This window comes from Microbulbifer maximicatervae (SeqCode) (genome assembly GCF_052468155.1).
Genome location: NZ_CP174335.1, coordinates 5,122,947 through 5,144,394, shown reverse-complemented (window position 1 = coordinate 5,144,394; position 21,448 = coordinate 5,122,947). Strand labels below are relative to the sequence as shown.

At 41.2% G+C, this 21,448-nt stretch carries 12 protein-coding genes and 2 pseudogenes; 12 read left to right on the top strand and 2 right to left on the bottom strand.

The window, feature by feature from the left end:
- Nucleotides 1-704 precede the first annotated feature (704 nt).
- Genes ACJJIY_RS22100 through ACJJIY_RS22085 form a run of 4 tightly spaced genes read left to right on the top strand, consistent with a single transcriptional unit; the run spans nucleotide 705 to nucleotide 6,550 of the window.
- Nucleotides 705-1,511 carry a TnsA endonuclease N-terminal domain-containing protein gene (locus ACJJIY_RS22100; RefSeq protein ID WP_152454496.1) on the top strand — a complete coding sequence of 269 codons (807 nt, stop codon included), beginning with the start codon at nucleotides 705-707 and terminating at the stop codon, nucleotides 1,509-1,511.
- 2 nt (nucleotides 1,512-1,513) lie between these two features.
- Nucleotides 1,514-3,658, top strand: coding sequence for a TnsB C-terminal domain-containing protein (locus ACJJIY_RS22095; RefSeq protein WP_152454495.1), 2,145 nt, complete (start codon nucleotides 1,514-1,516; stop codon nucleotides 3,656-3,658).
- Nucleotides 3,659-3,717: 59 nt separating this feature from the next.
- Nucleotides 3,718-5,112 (top strand): ATP-binding protein, encoded by a 1,395-nt coding sequence (locus ACJJIY_RS22090; RefSeq protein ID WP_216646257.1) that lies wholly within the window; start codon nucleotides 3,718-3,720, stop codon nucleotides 5,110-5,112.
- Nucleotides 5,113-5,134: 22 nt separating this feature from the next.
- Entirely contained in the window at nucleotides 5,135-6,550 is a 1,416-nt protein-coding gene (locus ACJJIY_RS22085) for a TnsD family Tn7-like transposition protein (protein WP_445358836.1), read from the top strand.
- Nucleotides 6,551-6,559: 9 nt separating this feature from the next.
- Here the strand turns inward: ACJJIY_RS22085 and ACJJIY_RS22080 are convergent, their stop codons facing one another.
- Nucleotides 6,560-7,675, bottom strand: coding sequence for a hypothetical protein (locus ACJJIY_RS22080; protein ID WP_152454493.1), 1,116 nt, complete (start codon nucleotides 7,673-7,675; stop codon nucleotides 6,560-6,562).
- A gap of 327 nt (nucleotides 7,676-8,002) precedes the next feature.
- Between ACJJIY_RS22080 and ACJJIY_RS22075 the strand changes: the two genes are divergently transcribed.
- The 3 genes and pseudogenes from ACJJIY_RS22075 (at nucleotide 8,003) to ACJJIY_RS22065 (ending at nucleotide 11,304) form a co-directional block, all read left to right on the top strand.
- Nucleotides 8,003-8,608: a 3'-5' exonuclease gene (locus ACJJIY_RS22075; protein ID WP_216646256.1), complete on the top strand. Its 606-nt coding sequence runs from the start codon at nucleotides 8,003-8,005 to the stop codon at nucleotides 8,606-8,608.
- A 447-nt stretch (nucleotides 8,609-9,055) separates the two neighbouring features.
- Nucleotides 9,056-10,261 (top strand): annotated as a pseudogene (locus ACJJIY_RS22070) (IS256 family transposase).
- A 102-nt stretch (nucleotides 10,262-10,363) separates the two neighbouring features.
- Nucleotides 10,364-11,304: pseudogene (locus ACJJIY_RS22065) on the top strand (IS1595 family transposase).
- A gap of 57 nt (nucleotides 11,305-11,361) precedes the next feature.
- On the opposite strand, the gene ACJJIY_RS22060 reads toward ACJJIY_RS22065, so the two are convergent.
- A complete protein-coding gene (locus ACJJIY_RS22060) occupies nucleotides 11,362-12,105 on the bottom strand; it encodes a transglutaminase-like domain-containing protein (protein ID WP_152454492.1) in 744 nt (247 codons plus the stop codon).
- Between the two features lie 516 nt (nucleotides 12,106-12,621).
- On the opposite strand from ACJJIY_RS22060, the gene ACJJIY_RS22055 reads away from it, so the two are divergent.
- The 5 genes from ACJJIY_RS22055 (at nucleotide 12,622) to ACJJIY_RS22035 (ending at nucleotide 20,014) form a co-directional block, all read left to right on the top strand.
- Complete coding sequence (locus tag ACJJIY_RS22055; RefSeq protein WP_282933837.1) at nucleotides 12,622-13,023, top strand: hypothetical protein; 402 nt, start codon at nucleotides 12,622-12,624, stop codon at nucleotides 13,021-13,023.
- Between the two features lie 75 nt (nucleotides 13,024-13,098).
- A complete protein-coding gene (locus ACJJIY_RS22050) occupies nucleotides 13,099-14,430 on the top strand; it encodes a TolC family protein (RefSeq protein WP_152454491.1) in 1,332 nt (443 codons plus the stop codon).
- 14 nt (nucleotides 14,431-14,444) lie between these two features.
- The gene (locus tag ACJJIY_RS22045) at nucleotides 14,445-15,794 is read left to right on the top strand and encodes an efflux RND transporter periplasmic adaptor subunit (RefSeq protein ID WP_152456399.1); all 1,350 of its coding nucleotides are present in this window, start codon (nucleotides 14,445-14,447) and stop codon (nucleotides 15,792-15,794) included.
- A 13-nt stretch (nucleotides 15,795-15,807) separates the two neighbouring features.
- Nucleotides 15,808-18,939 (top strand): efflux RND transporter permease subunit, encoded by a 3,132-nt coding sequence (locus tag ACJJIY_RS22040; RefSeq protein ID WP_152454490.1) that lies wholly within the window; start codon nucleotides 15,808-15,810, stop codon nucleotides 18,937-18,939.
- Nucleotides 18,940-19,396: 457 nt separating this feature from the next.
- Nucleotides 19,397-20,014 carry a cation efflux transmembrane domain-containing protein gene (locus ACJJIY_RS22035; RefSeq protein ID WP_253868658.1) on the top strand — a complete coding sequence of 206 codons (618 nt, stop codon included), beginning with the start codon at nucleotides 19,397-19,399 and terminating at the stop codon, nucleotides 20,012-20,014.
- Nucleotides 20,015-21,448: the final 1,434 nt, after the last annotated feature.

The following is a 21,448-nucleotide window of genomic DNA, read 5'->3' as shown; positions in this document are numbered from 1 at the left end:
GGTACAATAAAGTTTGAACACTGTAGAAAAAGTTTGAACACTGAATAATAAAGTTTGAACACTAATTATAAAGTGTGAATATTGCCACATCTGCGAGTGCACTCAGCGGGAGAGGTAGTCGTGCAGCCTATGCAGCAGGAATAAATGAGGATGAATATAACAATATATCCTTCGTTACTAGTTCAAAATCGATAACAAACCAAATCTTATATATAGATATTAAGTGCAAACTGTTGATTTGAATGCCACCTTTTAAGGCCTTCCGTATTTTAAGCCAAGCTCAGAAGTTGTGTAAGGCTTTATATGGCTCACAAAATACTCATTAAATGAGTCATAGAGCCTATTTCTATGACTCACAAAATACCCATTAAATGAGTCATAGAGCCTATTTCTATGACTCATAGTAGATTTACTTTGGCTGAAAATTTTATGAGATATTTTCTTTTTATAAGAAATTATCAAGACAATCCTTAAATCATATAACATAAAAAAATCAGATTTATAATAGGTAGAAACACTCTACGGTTTAGGCGTAGCGGTCCTACGAATTTGTAAGATCTGCTAAATTTCATAATGTTTGAATAAGGATGAACACAACCACTTAAATATGACCTCAGTATGTATACTATAGATACCGGATTAATAAATCTTACAGACCTAAGATGTTAATGCTTTAGTCATAAATCAGATTGGGGTGAAAAGTTTTGGCGCGACACAGAAGGTTAGAGAGGCTAACTGATTTTCAAAGAGCTCTGAAAAACAAGTATGGGCTGGGAGCTGGAGAAGAATACAAACCCTGGCTGAGAGTTCAGGATGTTAAATCTAAGGGAAATAGTGGAAAAATTCAGGGTATTAAAGTTAATAGAGAGCATCATACCCTCTCAGAAAACGAAAGCTGTCTCTTCTATCTGGTTGAAAACTGTGATTCAGTAATCGATATAAGGGAACAGTTTCCCCTTCTCCCCCTAGACTTTTCTATCAAGATTGCAAAGAATCTAGATATAAATCATCCAAAAGTGCCTGGTTCTGGATCATACAATGTCATGACTACAGACTTTGTTTTGACTTGCACAGATAAACACGACTTTTGGTATGAGGCTATCTCTGTTAAATCAGCCCAAGAACTATCAATAAAGCGTACAGCTGAAAAATTAGAAATTGAACGTATTTGGTGGGAGCTTCTGGGGGTAAATTTCCATATATATACTATGAATGAAATATCGGTTATTCAATCTAAAAATATTCAGTGGTTTACCTCTGCATATAGACAAGGACGTAGATTTAAGGAAAGTATAGAAAAGCAAGCCATAAAGACATTACATGTCGGGATCAATTTGATCGAAGATATATGCAATGGATTCTGTAAAAATGTAGATGTTAAGAACGATGAAGCTTTAGTACTTTTGAAGCATTTAATCGCTATTAAGAAAGTTGAGGTAGACTTAAGTAAACCGATAGCAGAGTCTGGAGTTATAGATATAACAAATATTCTTTCATCAATCGGTAGGTAAGCATGCGAGTTGAACGAAACAGTGTTTGGAGTATAACTGATATTGATGGGGTTGATAGTGGTGTGTATCGTGTTCTTGAACTTTTTTATGATATAAATATTCTGGTTCTTTTTAATCTTGAAGAATCTGGAGGTTTAAGAAGGCCTATTAAGATTGATAGCTCCAGATTTTTGTGTGCGATTAAAGGAGGAGCTGTGAAAAGAAACTTTAGTCCTCTTCCCTACTATCAGCTAGCTGATGAGGGGTTGATACCTGAAGCTCATATTAAAAAACGTGATAGAAATATTGAGCTGATAAGTGAGCTAATAGAAAATCCAGATTTTCTCCTTGAGATTTCTACTGAAGAAAGAAGCAAAGTTCTGGTAAATCAGGCGAAAAGTAAAGGGGTAAGGGCTCAGAGAATATATAGGTTATTAAATCAATATTGGAGGGGTGGGCAAGAAAGAAATGCCCTCCTGCCTGCTTACAAGAATTCTGGAGGAGCTGGAAGAGTTAGGGTCTCAGGAGGTCTTAAACGTGGAGCTCCAATAAGAATGCTTACACCGAGCATGGAAATACATCAAGGGGTTAACACTTCGGAAAATGATAAGAATAATTTTATTTTAGCGATGAAGAAGTATGGCTTGAAAGGGCGTCGAGTTCCATTTAGTCAAGTTTATGAAAAAATGTTGAAGGAGCTATACTCACAAGAACTAATACTGGCAGAGAGTGAATCTAGGTCGCCGAATGTTCCATCATATCGTACTTTTATATATTGGGTTAAAAAATTAATCCCAAAAAATGAAATAATCCGAAAGCAAACTACAGTGGGTGACTTTGAAAGAAACAAGCGTGGGTTAAGAGGAGCTGCGACAGATCATACCGAAGTTCCTGGAAGTTGCTTTGAATTGGATTCAACAGTACTGGATGTTCATATTGTCTCTGAATTTAGGCGCTCTCATGTTCTAGGTAGGCCTACTGTTTATTGTGTGGTAGATAAAGAAAGCAGGATGATTGTTGGGCTTCACGTTTCTATGGAATATGCTTCTTGGCGTGCGGGTCGTCAAGCTCTTGTCAATAGCTTTACGGATAAGAAAAGTTATTGTTCTAGGTTCGGTATCGAAATCGAAGATCATGAATGGCCTTGCCATCATATCCCCCAGCGTTTGCTTTGCGATCGAGGGGAGTTTATATGTAAGAGCGCTGAAAAATTAGCCGTTCCATTAATCGGTCACCTGAGTATAGCTCCACCTTATCGCGCCGATCTTAAAGGCATTGTGGAACGAAGATTCGAAATATTGAATAAAAATCTAGTCCATGAATTATTAGGGACAACTAGAGGACATCATTATATTCGAGGTGATCGTGATCCACGTCTCGATGCAACATATACATTAGATGAAGTAACAAAATTACTTATTGATGAGGTTATGGAGCATAATAATTCTCTATTTGACGGTTTAGCTGCACAATCCGTCTTGTTAGTGCAAAATGGATTGCCCCCTACACCGCTTAATTATTGGAATATCCATCTAAAAAAGCATCGGCATGCTTTAAGTAGATCAGAGGAGTCCGAAGTAAGGGCTAAACTTCTACCTGCGGTAGAAGTATCTATGACGAGTAAAGGTATCCGCTTAAATGAGGATATGTACTATGAATGTGACCGGGAAGAATTTCAAGAATGGAAAGTGCTTGCCAGGTCTACCAAGTGCTGGAAAATGGAAGCTCGTATCGATCAAGATAACTCTTCATTCATATATGTTCGCCTTAAGGAGCGCGAAGGGTTCACTAAATGCAACTTGATGAAGTTTTCTGCAAGCCTTAGTGATAAGCATCAAGCTGATATATTGTATTTTAAAGATTGGAAAAAGAAAGAAAAATGTAAAAATAAACCAGGTAAAAAGTCTATAGAAAGACATAATAGACGTAAATTAGTTAGCCAAGTAGCAAAAAGTGAAACAAAAAAAGATGTACAAGATAAGAGTAAGACTGAGCGAATAAAGGGAATGAGAACACGAAGAAAAGAGGCGGTTCTTGATAGACGAATTGAATACGGTGAATCCATTAGAGAAGAGAAATCAGAACTATATCCCGATGATGAGAACTTAGAGTCAAAAAGGAAAAATGAAGCTGTCTCATTAATAAAAAGGAAGAGGCGGAACCAGTGAGAGGTGTAAATTATGCAGAGTATAACATTGCAATACTCCCGGAGCATCGGGGGAACCCCTTGATCGAAGCATTACCAAAAAAATTGAAAGATGAGGATTTGGTAGAAAAATTAAGTAGCTATCCTTCATTTTCTGAAAACGAGAGAAAGTTGAGTGCTTTCGAGCGTATTGAATACCTTACAAGAATCGAAGAGTTAAGGCAGCCTCTTCCAGTATATCTAGAATGCTTTAGAGCAATTGAAATTGCGATTAAGAAAGGTTATTCAAGCAAGAATCCCCTGTCGCCGACAACCATGAACTATTTACACTACCCTGTAGACCAACGATCTAAAGTTGCTCCTAGAACAGGTTATTTCAAATCTAACGGGAGTGGTATAACTTTACTTGGGGAAAGCGGTGTCGGAAAAAGTTGTATGCTAGAGCAGATTTTAAATTGTTTTCCAGAAGTTATTGAGCATCGTAAATACCAAGGTGAGCCTTTATATATTAAGCAAGTAGTATGGGCTAAAGTAGATTGCCCAGAAAACTCAAGTATCAGAGCCCTTTGTCTTAAGATTTTATCGGAAATTGATAGAAAGCTTGGAGGAGAAGAGACTAAGCCAGAAAAAACGAGTGATCTACTTGTTAAGCAAATTGAAGCTAAAATAAAGTCTAGCTTTTTAGGTGTCATAATAATAGATGAAATGCAGCATTTAAATTTGGCAAAAGCTGGAGGCGAAGATAAATTTCTGGGGTTTCTTCATAATCTTATGAATGAATTGGGAGTTCCCATTCTTCTGTGTGCAAACCCTCCTTTTGACAAATTATTAGGGAAAACTCTAAAGACAGCAAGACGTGCAGAAAGTCAAGCTTCTTTTACTATGGACTTGATGAAAAATGATGAGGAGTGGACCATGTTTGTTGAAGAACTTTGGGTGTTGCAATGGACAAAGGAAAAAACTCCTTTAACTAAATCTCTTAGTGACAAATTATATGATCTATCTATTGGTAATATGGATCTGGCTGTAAGAATTTATAGGGAGTCTCAGCGTTTAGTAATTGGTTCAGATAACGAGTCTATAACAGAATATGTCCTGGAGTATGCAGCAAAAAAAGCTATAAATTTCTCCAAAAAATCTGTAGATGAAGCAAGGATAAATAGGCTTGAAAAATTTCGGCGTATCAGAAGGGAAAAGAGTAATAATAGGTCTAAGGTCGAAACTAGTGAAATTTCCGTTAAATCTATAGATACTTCGAAATCAGAAGTTATGATTATCCCCGGAGATTTAAATCGCCCCCAGCACCATGAATTTCATCAGAAGCTATCTTACTTGCAATCTATTGGTGACTTAAATGAACTTATTAAAGATCCAGACTTGATAAGGCGAGCATCTATTGCAGAGAATCCTGAAGCTGAGTTAAAAAAAATGGAAATTTTATTTAAAAATCCGATCAAGCATCTATCCTCAAAGTAAGTTTCACCCCATATTTGACAATATGCTCCTGCCCAAAGCTTTTCCTGATGAACTTTTCTTTAGTCGAATTATTCGCTTTGCTACTATTTCTGGATTAAAGGGTAAAGAGTTTAATAAAATATATCTTGCTGAGGAGAGGGCCTCCATACACCCCTTTTTGACATCGAATCTAAAAAAACTTTCAGCCCTGACAGATGATGAAACGTACGAAATTTTATTTGGTCAGACATTGGCTCCAATATATATATTTTATTTGCCTAAGTATTCAAATAACATAATAAAATTTATGTTGAGTAATGATAGCGCGAGATCAATAAGGGAAAGTCAGCTCCCATCATTTGGTGCAGGTTCTTCGCTATGCTTGAAATGGTGTCAAGAGTGCGCCTGTAGCGATATAAATCAATATGGAGTTGCTTATTGGCATAGGTCGCATCAAATCCCTGGGGTCTCTTCTTGTGGTATACATCCAGTACTCTTAGAGAGAATTGACTTACTTAATCGTCAACGAATTAACCTTGGATTGTTACCATCAGTGACCTGCTGTGCTAAAGAAGCATCTAGTGTTGAATATAAGGTAGGTAAGTTTGGATATGATTTTTTAAGAAAGATCAAATGGCCTATTCCGTTAATAGATGTTACTTCAAAATATCGCCTTAAATTAAATAATATGGGCTTGGTAACGAATAGTGGCCGTATTAGGCGTCTAAAATTAATGCAAAATTTTTATGTATATTCACAGCAGTATCGGCCATTTTATAATAGCTCGCTCCCAAAATCTTCTGAAGACTTCAGATATGTTTCTCAACTTTTAGTTCAAGGAGCAAGCCATAATCCCTTCCAGCACATTTTTTTCTCAAGTTGGCTTTTTTCTACCTTCCAGCAATTATTAGAGGATCATAATAGTGTAGAGTTTGAATTCCAAACCCGTAAAAAGGATTTTGCTATGAGGACGAAAAGGAAAGAGAGGAAATGTATTGATATTCTACGAAGCAGGTCGCTTAATGAAACCTCTAAAATTACAGGGAAAAGTAGAACTTATCTGAAAAGACTTGCAGCGCTCCACGATATCCCCTTGAATCTTAAGCCAAAGAAATTATCTAAGGCTTGTAGAGATGAAATTATTCACCTTGGGTATACAAGAATGAACCGGCATCGAATAGCTACAATTTGTAAAATTGGTGTAGGATCAGTAGAACAAGTTATCTCAACTCATCCTGAACTAGTAACTTATCGTAAACGATGCCATATGGAGTCAATGCGACGTCGCTATAGGCTAAAAATCCTTAAATATTACAAATCCCACCCTAAAGCAATTCGTAAAGATATTAAGTTACACTGTAATAAAGCCTTTTATTGGTTGTATTTATATGATCGTGAATGGCTAGAGGTTGCTCTACCTAAACCTCTAAAGGCTAAGGGGAGGTATCCTAAAAAATAGAGAACATATTTATTGATTGAGAGGTGCAGGAAGGCCTAAGGGATGTTTATAACCATACTTCTTGCGAAACTCATATCTCTGTATGTTTAGCCAAGTAATAGCACATCTTTTTGTAAAGTCAATATAATTATTGCTGTTAATTTCCATTCTTGAATAATCGCTTTCACGAGAGCTAGCTATAACACCAGAAATTGAACAGTCAGTGAAAGAATCTATATTCCATCGGGAACAAGATGCGCAGGCTCCCTTTTTATCTTTAAGTATAGGGAACTCCATTCCCCATCGTTTAACTTTTATAGTTTCAAAATTTTCTTTTTCGAAGTTTTTAATGATTTTATAGTTTGATTGCAATTCTTTACTGTACACATCATAAAAACTCATATGACAATATCTCTTCAATCTTGCTCTTAAGAGGTTCAGGTCGCTCTTCGTGGGTTCTGCTGATCTCCTATCAGAAAATTTCCCAATGTAATTTTTCTGATAGGATAAAGTCTGAACAAAATATTCTATGTAGGTTAGTTTTGCACAGGGAGAAAAGTAAAGTTTCCACTTACTTATGGGGTCCTCATAATGTTTATTATTGTAAACTTCTGAAGTTAAATGTTTTATTGAGCTGGATACTTTCTCCCAGTTAGCCGATAAAACACCTAAAATCACGCTTTTAATTTTGTTTTTTACTGAAGGGGTTCTTTTGATTTGCCATAACGGACAGTTATGCTTTTCGCAATATGATATATATAACCACTTGCTTTCGAAAAACGCATGGCCCTGATTTGCAAGTTTTTCTTCAATACACCTTTTACAAAACTTAATAGGTATTCGTTTTCCAGTAAATTGTCCATGAGAGTAGTTAAGAATTTGCGGGAAGCCTTTAAAATGTGTAAATCTATTTCTGCTAAAAGTGTCCTCTGTTCCGATAGAGTAAGTAGAGTCAAAAATGTCAATCAGTACTTTCTCGGGATAAAAAGTGAAATATTTTTTGGCTGTATCCGGAATTGAAGGGTACTCTCTCCATCCACCCCCGCCAGCTATTAAGCTATTTATATTCCGAAACCCAGCTTTTATAAAAACTCTTAATATAAAGGAATGGATGGATTCACCCGGCTGTTGCAGTGCTCTAAACATAGTTATACCATATTGTAAAGATAGAAATATTGTGTGGTTTGTAGTTTCTCTATCTAGCTTGCTGATAAGTTTGTTCTGAGAGCTATAGAGCTTCATAAATATACACACATATATTTTGAAATGGCTTATTATTTTTTATGAATACCTAATGATATACCAAGAAATCTAATATTTAATAATTAAAAGTACTTAAAGGACATGTTATTGTTTCCATATAGTATATCCCTTGAAAAATTTACAATACTCTATTGAGCCATGTCAATTGATGACGGGCTCGTTCTAAATATCTCACTCTGTTTATATGTATATTATAATTTTCGTATACTAATGGGATTTTTTTCATTTTTAAAAAATACTATAGGGTTTAGCATGGTTTTTCAGAATTGCTTCAATGGTATTAAGCACCTGCTGATTGTAGATCTTGAGGCAACTTGTTGGAATGATCGCCCACTATCTGTTGGGGTAATGGAGGTCATTGAATTCGGACTTGTACTGACTACTTTGGATGGTGAAATCTTAGCTAGTCATAGTCAATTTGTTAGACCAATGATTAATCCGAAACTTAGTAAGTTTTGCAGTGAACTTACAGGTATCAAAAATAGCATGGTGGCTAGTGCGCCTGATTTCAGAGAAAGCACGAGTCTCCTTAACTTATGGTTATCTCATTATGAGTATCAAGCCTGGGCTAGCTGGGGGGAATACGATTGGAAGCAGATCAAAGTAGAGCTGATACGGCACGGTTGCGCGCCAGATTTTTTTGCTAAACCGCATATCAACCTGAAAGCAGTATGGCAAGAAAAGACAGGTAAGAAGCGTCGTTCAGGACTTGGATCTGCTCTACAGTCTCTCGGTATTGTCTTTGAAGGTCAGCAGCATCGCGGTGTGGATGATGCACGTAATATTTCGAGAATACTTCCTTACTTGACTATTTAAAAAATGTATCGTTGGTTTGATGCGAATAGGTGATGTACTTATTATAAATATAATTTTGATTGTATGAGAGGCTTAACCTCTGCCTTTCATGTCATAGAAATTTGTCTCATTTATTCATAGATGGCTATTGTATTTTATGACTCTTAATCTTTTATTGCGGGAAGATCAAGAGTACTCGATTTAATATTGTTTAGATACTCCGCTTTGATTGGTTGTTGATATGAAAGTTAAATTATTTTATATGATTATGTAATCCTGGGTTTGTTCAAAAAGATTGTTTTATATTTTCTGGGACTCATTATAGATATCGTATCTAAAGGAAATGATACCCACCATATCTCCTATAGTGGCAGTTAAGTTACATATTTAGATCTCAGACTAGAGCTAGAGGGGTAGTGTTCAGAATTCTGTGTCATTTCTTTACTATTAGCAAAAAAGAGATGACCCATGACCAAACCTACTTTCGATATGGATGCCGCCGTCAAAGCCTTATGCGAGGGTAAAGACCTCAATGGCAAAGATGGCATCCTCACCCCTCTGATCAAACAACTCACTGAAGCTGCCATGAAAGCGGAGCTGGAAGAGCACCTCGCCAGCGAGGATAAGCCCAACCGCAAGAATGGCACCACCTCAAAAACTATGAAAAGCCCCGCTGGCAGCTTCGAGCTGCAGGCGCCGCGGGATCGTGCCGGCACCTTCGAGCCTCAAATCGTCAAGAAGCATCAAACTCAGCTTACCGACGAACTGGAACGCAAGATTACCGCCCTGTTTGCCCTGGGTAACAGCTATCAGGACATCCGCACACATATTGCCGATATCTACGGAATGGAGCTTTCCAACGGCACCATCAATGCCGTTACTGACAAGCTGCTGCCTGAACTACAAGCTTGGCGTGAGCGCGACCTGGAGGCTGTCTATCCTATTGTCTGGCTCGATGCTATCCATTACAAAATCAAGGAAAACGGTCGTTATGCCAGCAAGGCCATTTACACGATTCTTGGCCTCAATATCGAAGGCAAGAAGGAGTTATTGGGGCTCTACCTATCCGATCAAGAAGGCGCACATCATTGGCTGAGTGTTCTGACCGATCTCCACAACCGTGGGGTCAAAGATATCCTCATTGCTTGTGTTGATGGCCTGCAGGGTTTCCCTGAGGCCATAGAGAGCATCTACCCTAAGACCGAGATCCAGCACTGCATCATCCATCAGATCCGCAACTCACTAAAGTATGTAGCTTCAAAGAATCAATAGGCCTTTATGGCCGATCTCAAATGCATCTACAAGGCGGCAACGCTCAATGCCGCCGAGCACGCTTTGGACGAGCTGGAGACCAAGTGGGGTGACAAATATCCAATGGTGATTAAGTCCTGGCGGGGTAAATGGCCGACTCTCTCGGCCTACTTTAAATACCCGGAATACGTCCGCACACCGATCTACACTACGAATGCGGTGGAGGCTGTACACAGGCAGTTCCGCAAGTTGACCAAGACCAAGGGCGGCTTCGCCAATGAGAATAGCTTACTGAAGCTTCTCTATGCCGGTATACTAAAAGCCTCCGAACGCTGGACGCACCCAATTCAAAATTGGAATCTGACACTATCACAGCTGACGATCCACTTCCCAGATCGACTGGAGAAATACATCAGCCTATGAGGCTATTTGGCTGACACAGAGTTTCCTAATTACCACCCTTGCTAAGTCACATGTAACTGTATATAAATACAGCTATCATGTTGATCTGTAAGGGAATACACCATGGCTCGCAACAAGGTACAGTTCCAGAAGGGTATTAGTTTGACCCAATTCCTTAAAGCTTATGGTACAGAAGAGCAGTGCTTCGATGCTCTCTGTCAATGGCGTTGGCCAAATGGCTTCTGTTGCCCTCACTGCGGACATGACAAACATTGCAACCTCGCTTACCGCAAGCTCAAGCAATGTAACCGGTGTCGACGTCAGACATCGATTACTTCTCGTACGATATTTGACTCCACCAAACTGCCCCTTACTACTTGGTTTCTCGGTATCTTTCTGATTACCCAGGATAAGAAGGGTATTTCCTCTATGGAGCTGGCTCGTCATCTGGGTCTCTCTTACAACGCTGCCTGGCGTATGAAGCAGAAACTCATGCAGGTGATGATGGAGCGGGACCAACAGTACAAGCTATCCGGTTTTATTGAATTGGATGATGCCTATCTCGGTGGTGAACATACTGGATGCAAGCCGGGGCGCGGAGCTAAGGGTAAAACTCCCTTTGTGGCTGCCGTTGAAACTACCAAAGATAGACGTCCTACTCGTATCAAGCTCTCTATTATCAAGGGCTTCAGGAGCAGTGAGATTTCTACCTGGAGCAAAAAGCATCTTTGCAGCGGTAGCATGGTTATCTCAGATGGCCTTGCATGCTTCAATGCTGTCACAGAGGCTAATTGTGTACATGACAAGATTGTTTGTGGTGGTGGTCGAGCTTCTGTTGAAGAGCCTGAGTTCTATTGGGTGAATACGGTACTCGGCAATCTAAAAAGTGCACTGCGTAGTACCTACCATGCGATTAGGCCGAAATATGCGCAGCGATATTTGGCAGAATTTCAATATCGATTTAATCGACGGTTCGACTTATCAGCACTCATTCCAAGACTTTTTTTTTCTCTCTTCGGACACCTCCAATGCCGGAAAGACTGCTGAAAATTGGCTTAGTATAGGTGGTAATTAGGCAGAGTTTTGAACACCCTCGCTAGAGGTGGTATCGCTATACTTTATCAGCTTAATTCTAAGGTATTACATTTACCTAAGCCCTTTGCTCGAATCCGTTTAACATTGATATTTATTAAATGACGGATCACGAAGCGAAATAGTAATTTCTTAATGCCAGTTAAATTACTTCCATAGAGCAGATAAAAATCATCAGGTTGCGTATAAACTCCGAAATCGTCTGCGATACCTTCTTTCTGTATAAATGTATCTTTATCCTCCCAGTCAATGGGTGGGTTTTGTAGGCATTTTGTGGCAATACCATAGCCTTTAAACTCAGAGCATTGATTACGGAACCCTTCTTGGACTTTGTTCAGGTATGGGCGGTCGATAATATATCCTTCAAGGTTGATCCACCTATCATTTGAATATACTTCAACCCAGCTGTGGATAATTCGTTCAGGTACGATATAGAATAGATAACTAGGTATGGCACCTTTCTGAAGGTCTTTAAAAATAGTAAATCCATGAATGCGTGTAGGAATGCCAACAGCGCGAAGCAAAGCCATTAGCAATGTTCCTTTAGTGTTACATTGTCCGTACCCGTCTTTCAGTACCCTGCTAGCCGGAATACGATCATCACTATTGTAACCAAATAAAATATCATCACGAACAAACTTATAGATGGCACCAATGGCGTCATACTGAGATAGCTTACGCCATTTCTTATTTTCAATTAACATCTGAATGGTTTTATTCTCAAAGTCAAGCATAGGGGTTTCTGATAAGTATTCACGAGTAAGTGTCTTCATTCATTTGTTCTCCAAGGTAAGTTATAATGTGGGCTTATTTAAACTCTGCCCTCTCGTATAATTGAATAAACCTCCTAAGACTTCACGAAAGCTCTCTTATCAAAATCATTCCTAAATGAATGTCGCATAGACTTTTATTTGGGCTGCTTATTCAAAGTTAATCCCCCACTTTCATGCAAGGTTAACGGTTCCTGAAAGAATTTTAATCTACTTAATGAATTTAACATTAGTATTATGATCTCGCATCCCGATTACTTGAAGAATATAGCCCTTTTAAAGCTCTACCTTTCCAACCCAAATTCCGTGGACTATGGGACCGATAGACTCCTTACTAGTGTAAGTGTCGTTAACTGTAAATTGACCTCTTCTAGAGGCTGACTCCTCACTTGGAGAGAAGGTGTGACCAAATAGCCACTTTGGGGTTAATGATAACTTTAGGGCAGTGAGTTAAGTTGAGGTGTCTGAATTTACTTGCTAGAATCCCATTCAGTAGATTCTGGTCTCTTTGTAACTTTTATGAATGTAGTTCGACTATCATTTCTATTAATTGTGCTTATGGTCTTTCAGACCGCAGGTGCATTCTATGATAGCCATGAAGAAGTTCAGGAGGTAACGAATCACCTGTCTCTACATCATGATGAAGATCTGCCCGGCAATTTACCGTTTCAACCGGACAGCTCCCCTTCTGATTTAAGCTTACAGATCCCCTCCAGCGGGGATGAGGCTGATCAATCTTCGTTTCTTCTGGATTTATGTAATCACTGCTGTCATTGCCATGGAAGTACCTTTACCGCCCTGGTAGGTCAATCATTACTCTCTATTCTGAGCGGAATCGTTAATTATCGAGAATTCGGCAATACACGTGTTCCCAGTGGTTATTTTACCCCTCTACTCCGCCCACCTATAACCCAAGTCTGATTGCTCTAATGCCGCGCGAGTAAGGAGAGCTACAAGGCCCCCTTGCGCAATTAAAAACTGACTTGGGAGATACCCATGGATTTTTACTGCACGCTCACTGAGAGTGTGATTCGTCGTCGTGCCATATTCCAGTTGATGGTGGCGATAATGTATTTAGCTGCGCAATCAGTATCCGCGCAGGAGGGGGATTTACTGACATTACCAGATGCGATTGAGCTGACGCTCGCACAGAATCCGGAGCTTGCGGTATTCCCATTACAGAGAAGAGGTCTAGATGGTGCTGAAGAGACTGCAGCACTGCGGCCTGCGTTAAGCCTAGGAGGTGAGGCTCAATACAAGAACTTTGGTGATGGTGGCTCCAATAATGCGCCAGATCCCGAGGATGATGCCGACAATGAGCTTGAGTTGACGGTAACTTTATCCTCCGTAATTGAGCTAGGAGATAAACGTAGAGCTCGAATAGATGTAGTCAATGCCCAGCGTAATTTACTGATCGCGGATGAGCAAGCTAAGGCGCTAGATCTTCTGGCAGAAGTTATCCGTCGCTATGCTCAGGTTCTTGCTGCCCAGGAATTAGCTGTATTGGCTAGGGAGAAGGTATTACTCGCACGTGAAACGCTAAGCGCTGTCAGCGCCAGAGTCAGCGCTGCTGCTAGCCCGGTTTCTGAACGCCTACGAGCGGAGTCCGCCCTGACAAAAGCAAGCCTCGCTAAGCAGACGGATGAGAGCATGCTAGTGTACTACAGGCATGCCCTATCGGCTCTGTGGGGACAGCCGAGTATAGATTATCGAGTAGACTCCAGTGAGCTCTATCGTTTTGAGCCCGGCGCTAGTTTTGAGGAACTTTATGCGCGTGCGCAGGAAAACCCAGCTATAGCGCGCTTTGCTTCCGAAGAGCGACTGAGTGCTTCACAGCTTCGTCTCACCCAGTCCAACTCAAAGCCTGATGTTGGATGGTTTGCAGGTCTTCTCGTGAATCGGGCTGTTGACGAAACTACAGCTTTAGCTGGTTTCGAAGTTCCACTCTTTACCGCAAAACGCAATCGTGGTGCCGAGCTAACAGCAATGACTGAATTGGATGAGGTTATGCTCCGTCGTGAGGCGGCATTACTACAACTTTATCCTCAGCTATTTCTTGCCGTAACCGGTCGCGAACAGGCCCTGGCTACTGTCTCCAGTTTGCAGGATTCTGTAATCCCTAAGCTTCGCGAGGCATTGACTGAAGTAGATCGTGCCTATCGTCGTGGCCGGAGTTCTTATCTTGACTTAATTGTTGCTCGGGAAGAGTTGCTCGATGCTGAACGTGCACGAATCGAAGCAGCGCGGTCTGTACTTCTTTTCGGCGCTGAGATTGAGCAGCTTACAGCAGGGCCTTTAGGTTCCGAGAGTGTAGGAAGCGGAAAATAATTTTGGATTTAGATATGAGCAGATTAAGTAAAGTAATTCGCCTGGCAATATTATCCATACTCCTCATTTTCTCTGGATTTTGGATTGCAAGCCTGGGTCATGCAAATGGTGGTCATGATGAACATGTTAAGCAAGATGAAGAGCTGGGCTCCAATGATAGCCATGATGAGCATGATGAACAGGAAGGGAAACAATTCTCTAGTCATGGACATAGTGATAACCATGGCGGACATGATGAGCATCAGGAGGAAAAGGGCCCCAATGGTGGCCGTTTACTGACTGAGGGGGATCTAACGGCCGAGTTGCTTATTTATGAAAGTGGTGTAAAGCCAGAGTTTCGAGCCTGGATTTCTCTTAATGGTAAACCTTTAGAGAATGCTCGTGTTTCCGTAGAGCTTGAAAGACTTGGTGGAAAAGTGGATCAAATACCCTTTGCCTGGGAGGATAGTGTTGGGTATTACCGCGGTGAAGGCGTAGTAAAGGAACCTCACTCTTTTGATGTTGCCGTTTCTGTTTTTTACAACGGCGAGCGCACAAGTTGGGATTATGAGTCCCATGAAGGTCGAGTGCAGATCTCTGAACAAATGGCAAAAAAGGCAGGCATTAAAACTGCAATTGCTGCTCCAGGTATAATTAAAGAAAGCGTTACCTTATATGGTAAAACTGCGATAGATCATCGTAACCTCAGTCATGTGCGTGCACGTTACCCAGGAACCGTAATCACTGTTAAAAAAACGCTTGGCGATTTGGTAGCGAAAGGGGAAGAGCTTGCTTCTATCGAATCCAATGACAGCTTGCAAATTTATCCATTGGTCGCTCCTATTAGCGGTCAGATAATTGATAAGCAAGCCAGCCAAGGTGAATTCAGTGGCGAACGGGTGCTGTTTACCATAGCTAACTACGACCAGCTGTGGGCTGAGTTGCAAGTATTTCCGATGCGTCGCGATCAGATCAAATTAGGGCAACAGGTTTCAATTACAGCTGGTGAGCGTTCTTTTGAGTCAACTATCAGCAGCCTTGCTCCGAGCAGTAATGGTCAGCCCTTCGCGATTGCAAGAGCGGTGATTGAAAACCCCAATGAGCTCTGGACTACCGATCTAATGGTCCAAGGCCAAGTAGTAACCAATGAAAAATCTGTGCCTTTAGTGGTCGAGAATCGTGCACTACAACCTTTCCGCGATTGGACGGTGGTATTTATCAAAGTGGGAGAAACCTATGAAATTCGTCCACTAAAACTCGGCCGTAGCGACGGCACTGTAACCGAAGTGCTGAGTGGCCTCAATGAGGGTGATCGCTATGTCACCGAGAACAGCTACCTGATCAAAGCGGATATTGAAAAGTCCGGCGCTGCACATAGCCATTAAATGAGGCCAGAAGATGATTGAAAGTATACTGCGCTTCTCAATTGAGCGGCGCTACTTCGTACTGTCCCTGATCTTTGTATTGGTGGGCCTGGGGGTTTGGAGTTATCAGAGACTTCCAATTGATGCGGTTCCCGATATCACCAATGTTCAGGTACAGATTAATACCGAGGCTCCTGGTTATTCACCTTTAGAGGCGGAGCAGCGGATTACTTACACTGTGGAGGCGGCACTCGCCGGCTTGCCTAATTTAGAATATACCCGTTCGCTCTCTCGCTACGGTTTGTCCCAGGTCACTGTTGTTTTTAAAGAGGGTACAGATCTCTATTTTGCTCGGAACTTAATTAATAGCCGTCTCAGTAGTATTAAAAGTCATTTGCCTCCGGAGTTAGAGCCTGAAATGGGTCCCATTGCTACCGGACTCGGTGAGATTTTTATGTACACAGTGGAGGCTCTGCCTGGCGCCACCCAGCCCAATGGGCAGCCTTACGACGCCACTTCACTGAGGGAAATTCAAGATTGGATTATAAAACCGCAATTATCCTTAGTCCCCGGAGTTACTGAAGTTAATACCATCGGTGGCTATAACAAGCAGTATCACGTAACACCCGAACCTCGACAGATGCTTAACTTTGGCGTATCCATGGAAGATATCGCTCTAGCGCTGAGCCGCAATAACGAAAGTCGCGGCGCTGGTTACTTGGAGGGGAATGGACGGCAACTTCTGGTGCGTTCACCAGGGCAGTTGCGAAATATTGCCGAAATTGAGGATGTGGTAATTACCAGTCGCGCCGGGGTGCCGGTTAAAATTTCGGATGTAGCCGAAGTAGCTATTGGAAAAGAGCTTCGCACCGGTGCTGCCACTCGCGATGGTGAAGAGACCGTATTGGGCACAGCTATGATGCTGGTAGGGGAAAACTCCCGGGAGGTAGCTCGAAGTGTAGCGGAAGCCTTAAAGCGAATAAAATCAACCGTACCTGAAGGTATTAAGGTAGAGGCGGTTTATGATCGGACCACTCTGGTAGATAAAGCTATCGCTACAGTGCAAAAAAACCTTGTTGAGGGTGCGCTGCTGGTTATCGTGGTATTGTTCTTGTTGCTGGGAAATATTCGAGCCGCCTTTATTACTGCAGCGGTAATCCCGCTTTCCATGCTTGCCACCATTTTCGGCATGGTGCAAACGGGTGTTTCCGCCAATCTGATGAGTCTCGGAGCCCTTGACTTTGGCCTGATTGTCGATGGGGCCGTGATAATTGTGGAGAACGCGATTCGCCGACTTGCCGAAGCCCAGCATCGCAACGGAGGCAAGCTGCCCCTACAAGAGCGTTTGGAGCTAGTATTCCAAGCTACCAACGAAGTGATTCGCCCAAGTTTGTTTGGTGTTTTGATCATTACCGTGGTGTATATCCCTCTATTTTCGCTTACAGGTGTGGAAGGGAAGATGTTCCACCCCATGGCTGCCACTGTAGTGATGGCTTTACTCGCTGCACTGGTGCTTTCATTGACCGTTGTGCCTGCAGCAGTTGCTGTTTTCCTGACAGGTAAAATCAGTGAAAATGAAAACAAAGTTATTGTTGCGACCAAATCTTTATATAAACCACTGTTGATTGCTGCAATGAAAGTGCGCTGGTTAGTACTTTCTGGGGCTCTTGCATTAGTACTGTTCTGCAGCTGGCTTGCAACAACACTGGGTTCTGAATTTATTCCTCAGCTCAATGAGGGTGATATCGCTTTACACGCCCTGCGTATTCCTGGTACCGGTTTAGAGCAATCTGTAGAAATGCAAAGCTTGTTGGAGCAGCGTATTAAGGAGTTTCCTCAAGTAGATAAAGTATTCGCAAAAATTGGTACACCAGAAGTAGCAACAGACCCAATGCCGCCAAATGTAGCCGACAATTTTGTGATCCTGAAGCCCCGTGACCAATGGCCCGATCCGAAACTGCCCCAGGAACAATTGGTTGCTGAAATCGAAGAAGCTGTGCGTCAGTTACCGGGAAATAACTACGAGTTCACCCAACCAATCCAAATGCGCTTTAATGAACTAATTTCCGGCGTACGTGCAGACCTGGGTATTAAAGTATTCGGTGATGATCTGGATCAGCTGGTGGCTTCTTCAAATGAAATTCTCGGTGTGCTAAATGGAATTGAGGGTGTTGCTGATGCTCGTGTAGAACAAGTGGAGGGTCTACCGATTCTATCAATAGTGCCGAATCGAATCGCACTCGCCCGCTATGGAATAGATCTGCAAACCTTGCAAGATTTGGTTTCAGCGGCTATTGGAGGTGAAGAGGCTGGATTGATTTACGAAGGCGATCGCCGTTTTCATCTGGTAGTGCGTCTGCCGGAAGGCTTGCGACGAGACTATGAGAACCTTGGGGATTTACCTGTTCCGTTACCTACTGGTAGCCCATTGGGTAGCTATGTGCCCTTGTCAGAAGTTGCTAACTTGGAAATGACCCCTGCCCCCAACCAGATCAGCCGGGAAAATGGTAAGCGCCGTGTTGTGGTAACTGCCAACGTCCGCGACCGTGATTTGGGGTCCTTTGTTGAAGAGGCGAAGAGCCGTATTGATCAGCAGGTCTCTTTGCCTGCAGGTTACTGGCTAGTATACGGCGGCACTTTCGAGCAATTGGAATCCGCCAGTACTCGCCTCTCAATAGTGGTTCCACTGACACTATTGGTAATTCTGGGACTTCTGGTGATGGCCTTTGGTTCATTCAAGGATGCCTTAATTATTTTCAGTGGAGTACCCCTGGCGCTTACTGGAGGTGTCTTGTCCCTATGGTTGCGCGATATGCCTTTATCTATTTCTGCTGGAGTAGGATTTATTGCACTATCTGGTGTGGCGGTGTTAAACGGTTTGGTAATGCTCTCCTTCATCCGACAACTTCGTCAGCAAGGTGGTGAGTTGCTCACATCCATTATCGATGGTGCTATGATCCGCCTGCGTCCAGTATTGATGACTGCGTTGGTTGCAAGTCTCGGTTTTGTTCCTATGGCTTTGAATGTAGGTACTGGAGCAGAGGTTCAAAGACCACTAGCTACGGTGGTAATTGGAGGCATAATTTCTTCTACTCTCCTAACCTTGTTTGTACTGCCATTGCTTTATCGGATAGTGCATGGAAGAGAAGGTATATTGAAAATATAAACATAATTTATGATGCTCACCTTTGCTTATATTTAGGTAGGGGTGAGCAAAATTTTAATGAAAATATTTAAGTGTTTGTTGGTTCATTTTTGAGCATGAAAGAAATGGATGCGCTTGATATTTATATAAGATAAATAGAAAATAATAGATGTTTCTATTGCCTCAATGGAGTGACGGGTTTTTAGTGTGTAGGTTTAGTATGAGTTTACTGCTTGCAGATTTTTATTCTAGTTCAATGCCAACCTTTATAGGTCCTAAATTGAGTGGGCGGAAGTGCTGGTGCCCTTGATCTCTGATTTTAGTGAATTGTAATTTGACTTCTCATGAGGTTGACTAATAAATATGATCTGAATTTTTAAAGAAAGACAGGATCTAGCCTCGAGAGAGAATTTGAAGTAAGTAATTGTTGATGTTTAAAACATAAATATCCCTAAGTGGAGTTCTGTTTAGAGAGGGCATGAATATGTCTGAATGTGGTTGCGGTGTAGAGCAAGCAGATAAATTAGAGAGAAGCACTTTAATGGTGCTGCTAGTGATCAACGCAATTATGTTTGTGTTTGAATTAATTCTTGGATGGTTTGCTCAGTCAACAGGACTGATTGCTGACTCTCTAGATATGTTGGCTGATGCTGCTGTGTATGGGATCTCTTTATTTGTTGTAGGTAGAGGGGTTATATATCAAGCTAAGGCAGCTAATGTCAGTGGAATAATTCAAATTATATTGGGATTGTGGGTGTTGTATGAGGTTTGTAGGAGATCACTTTTTGGAAGCGAGCCAGAAAGTATACTAATGATATCAATAGGGGCCTCTGCCTTGTTAGCAAATGTTGTTTGCCTCCTAATAATATCAAAGTATAGGGAAGGGGGTGTACATATGAGAGCCGCTTGGATTTTTTCAGCCAATGATGTTGTCGCAAATTTAGGAGTGATTGTGTCAGGACTACTAGTGGCGGTAATCGATAGTCGTTTTCCTGATCTTGCTATAGGCTTAATAATTTCGGCTGTTGTCACTCGAGGTGGTTTTTTGATTCTTAAAGAGGCGAGGGAGTCCACTCGAAAAGCCAAAATATCCTAAGTGACCTTAAGGTTTTAATAGTATGAGTAATATCAACTTCTTAGTGGCTTGTCTAAAATAGTTTGTAGATCAATGGGAGTCTTACCTGAAGATGCTTGTCACTAATTTCTGAGAGCAAAAGATGCAATGATCCCTTAAGGTTTGAGTTGGCGAACTTATGAGTGCTTTTCTCTCATAGAGCAGTTTTGTGCATCCATTTTAATGCGTTATGACATGACGCACTTTTTTCACCTTTGACCTAGATGGTCTAGGCAGAAATTTTATTATTATATGCTGCCGAATATTCCCTTACAGCCTCCAAAGGATCTAGTCGAAGTATTGTTAGGTGTTGAATATCTTTCATTGGGGCATAAAAGCCTAAGAAGTCCTCAAGTGTTTTTTTTATAGCTCTAAATTTTTAGCCGACTGTAACTAAAAATTGATACGTACCTTCTGTTGAAAAGAATATTGAGCCGCGACATTAATGTCTACTAGGTGAGCTTCATGGCAAAGTATGGTGCAATGCTTTAGATCGGTGATTTGATCTATATCTCTTCAGTCTTAAAGCCGTATGGCAAATAATTGTCGAGCAGCTGTTTCATCGAGTTAGATGTTTCAGAAAGTTCTCTGTCGCTCATATTCTATAGGTAATATTGGTAATGATAACGATTTTCAATTAAGTGTGTGGTTCTGTGCCTGTAAAAATTTATACTCTTCATAACTTCCGGTCTAGTGGATACTTTTGGTGGGAAAGTTGAGTTTAATAATTTAACACTAAGTTAGGGTGAAGTATGGGGCTTAATTGGGAGGTGGCTCGGAGGTACTAGGAAGGTGTTCTGTTTCTTTTGATACTAAATATCGCCATTGCTAGATGAAATAAGAAAATGTTACGTAGATTGCGTGTGCCGTATGCTCTCTCATTTTGCAAAGTACTCCTAAAGTTAGCTAGAAATCAGATCTTATCTTCAGCCACATCTACGAGGTTTGGTATGCGCTTTATAATTGAAGCCGATTTTGTAGTGCTTCTTTAAGCTGGCCGGCAAAGATAATGTTTTTCAGTTCATCGGCGGATGTAGGTAAATCTATCCCTGGTGCTCAGCTTTCAGCATTTTTAGTTTGGTGGATGCTTCTAAAGTGCCTGCTGAATAGATATTTTCCCATGGTAATAAAATGTGTAAGCACGATTGGGTATTTCTGAGGGATGTCTAAAGCGGTATTCTGGTTTTTTGTGTGTTGAAAATGGCCATTGTTTCTGTGGTTTTAATTGTGCAATAGGGAATCTCGCAAAGATAATGTGGATAATTTTTTATTGATAGTTAAAAAATAAAGAGTAATAAATAGATTATTATGGATGGTTGTCATAAATGAGACTGAGTTTTCTATTTTAGTCATGAGAATTAATGGCGTTTAGTTGGTGTAGGTAAAAGAAAAGGAGGTGGAAGTACAGTTGCGCCT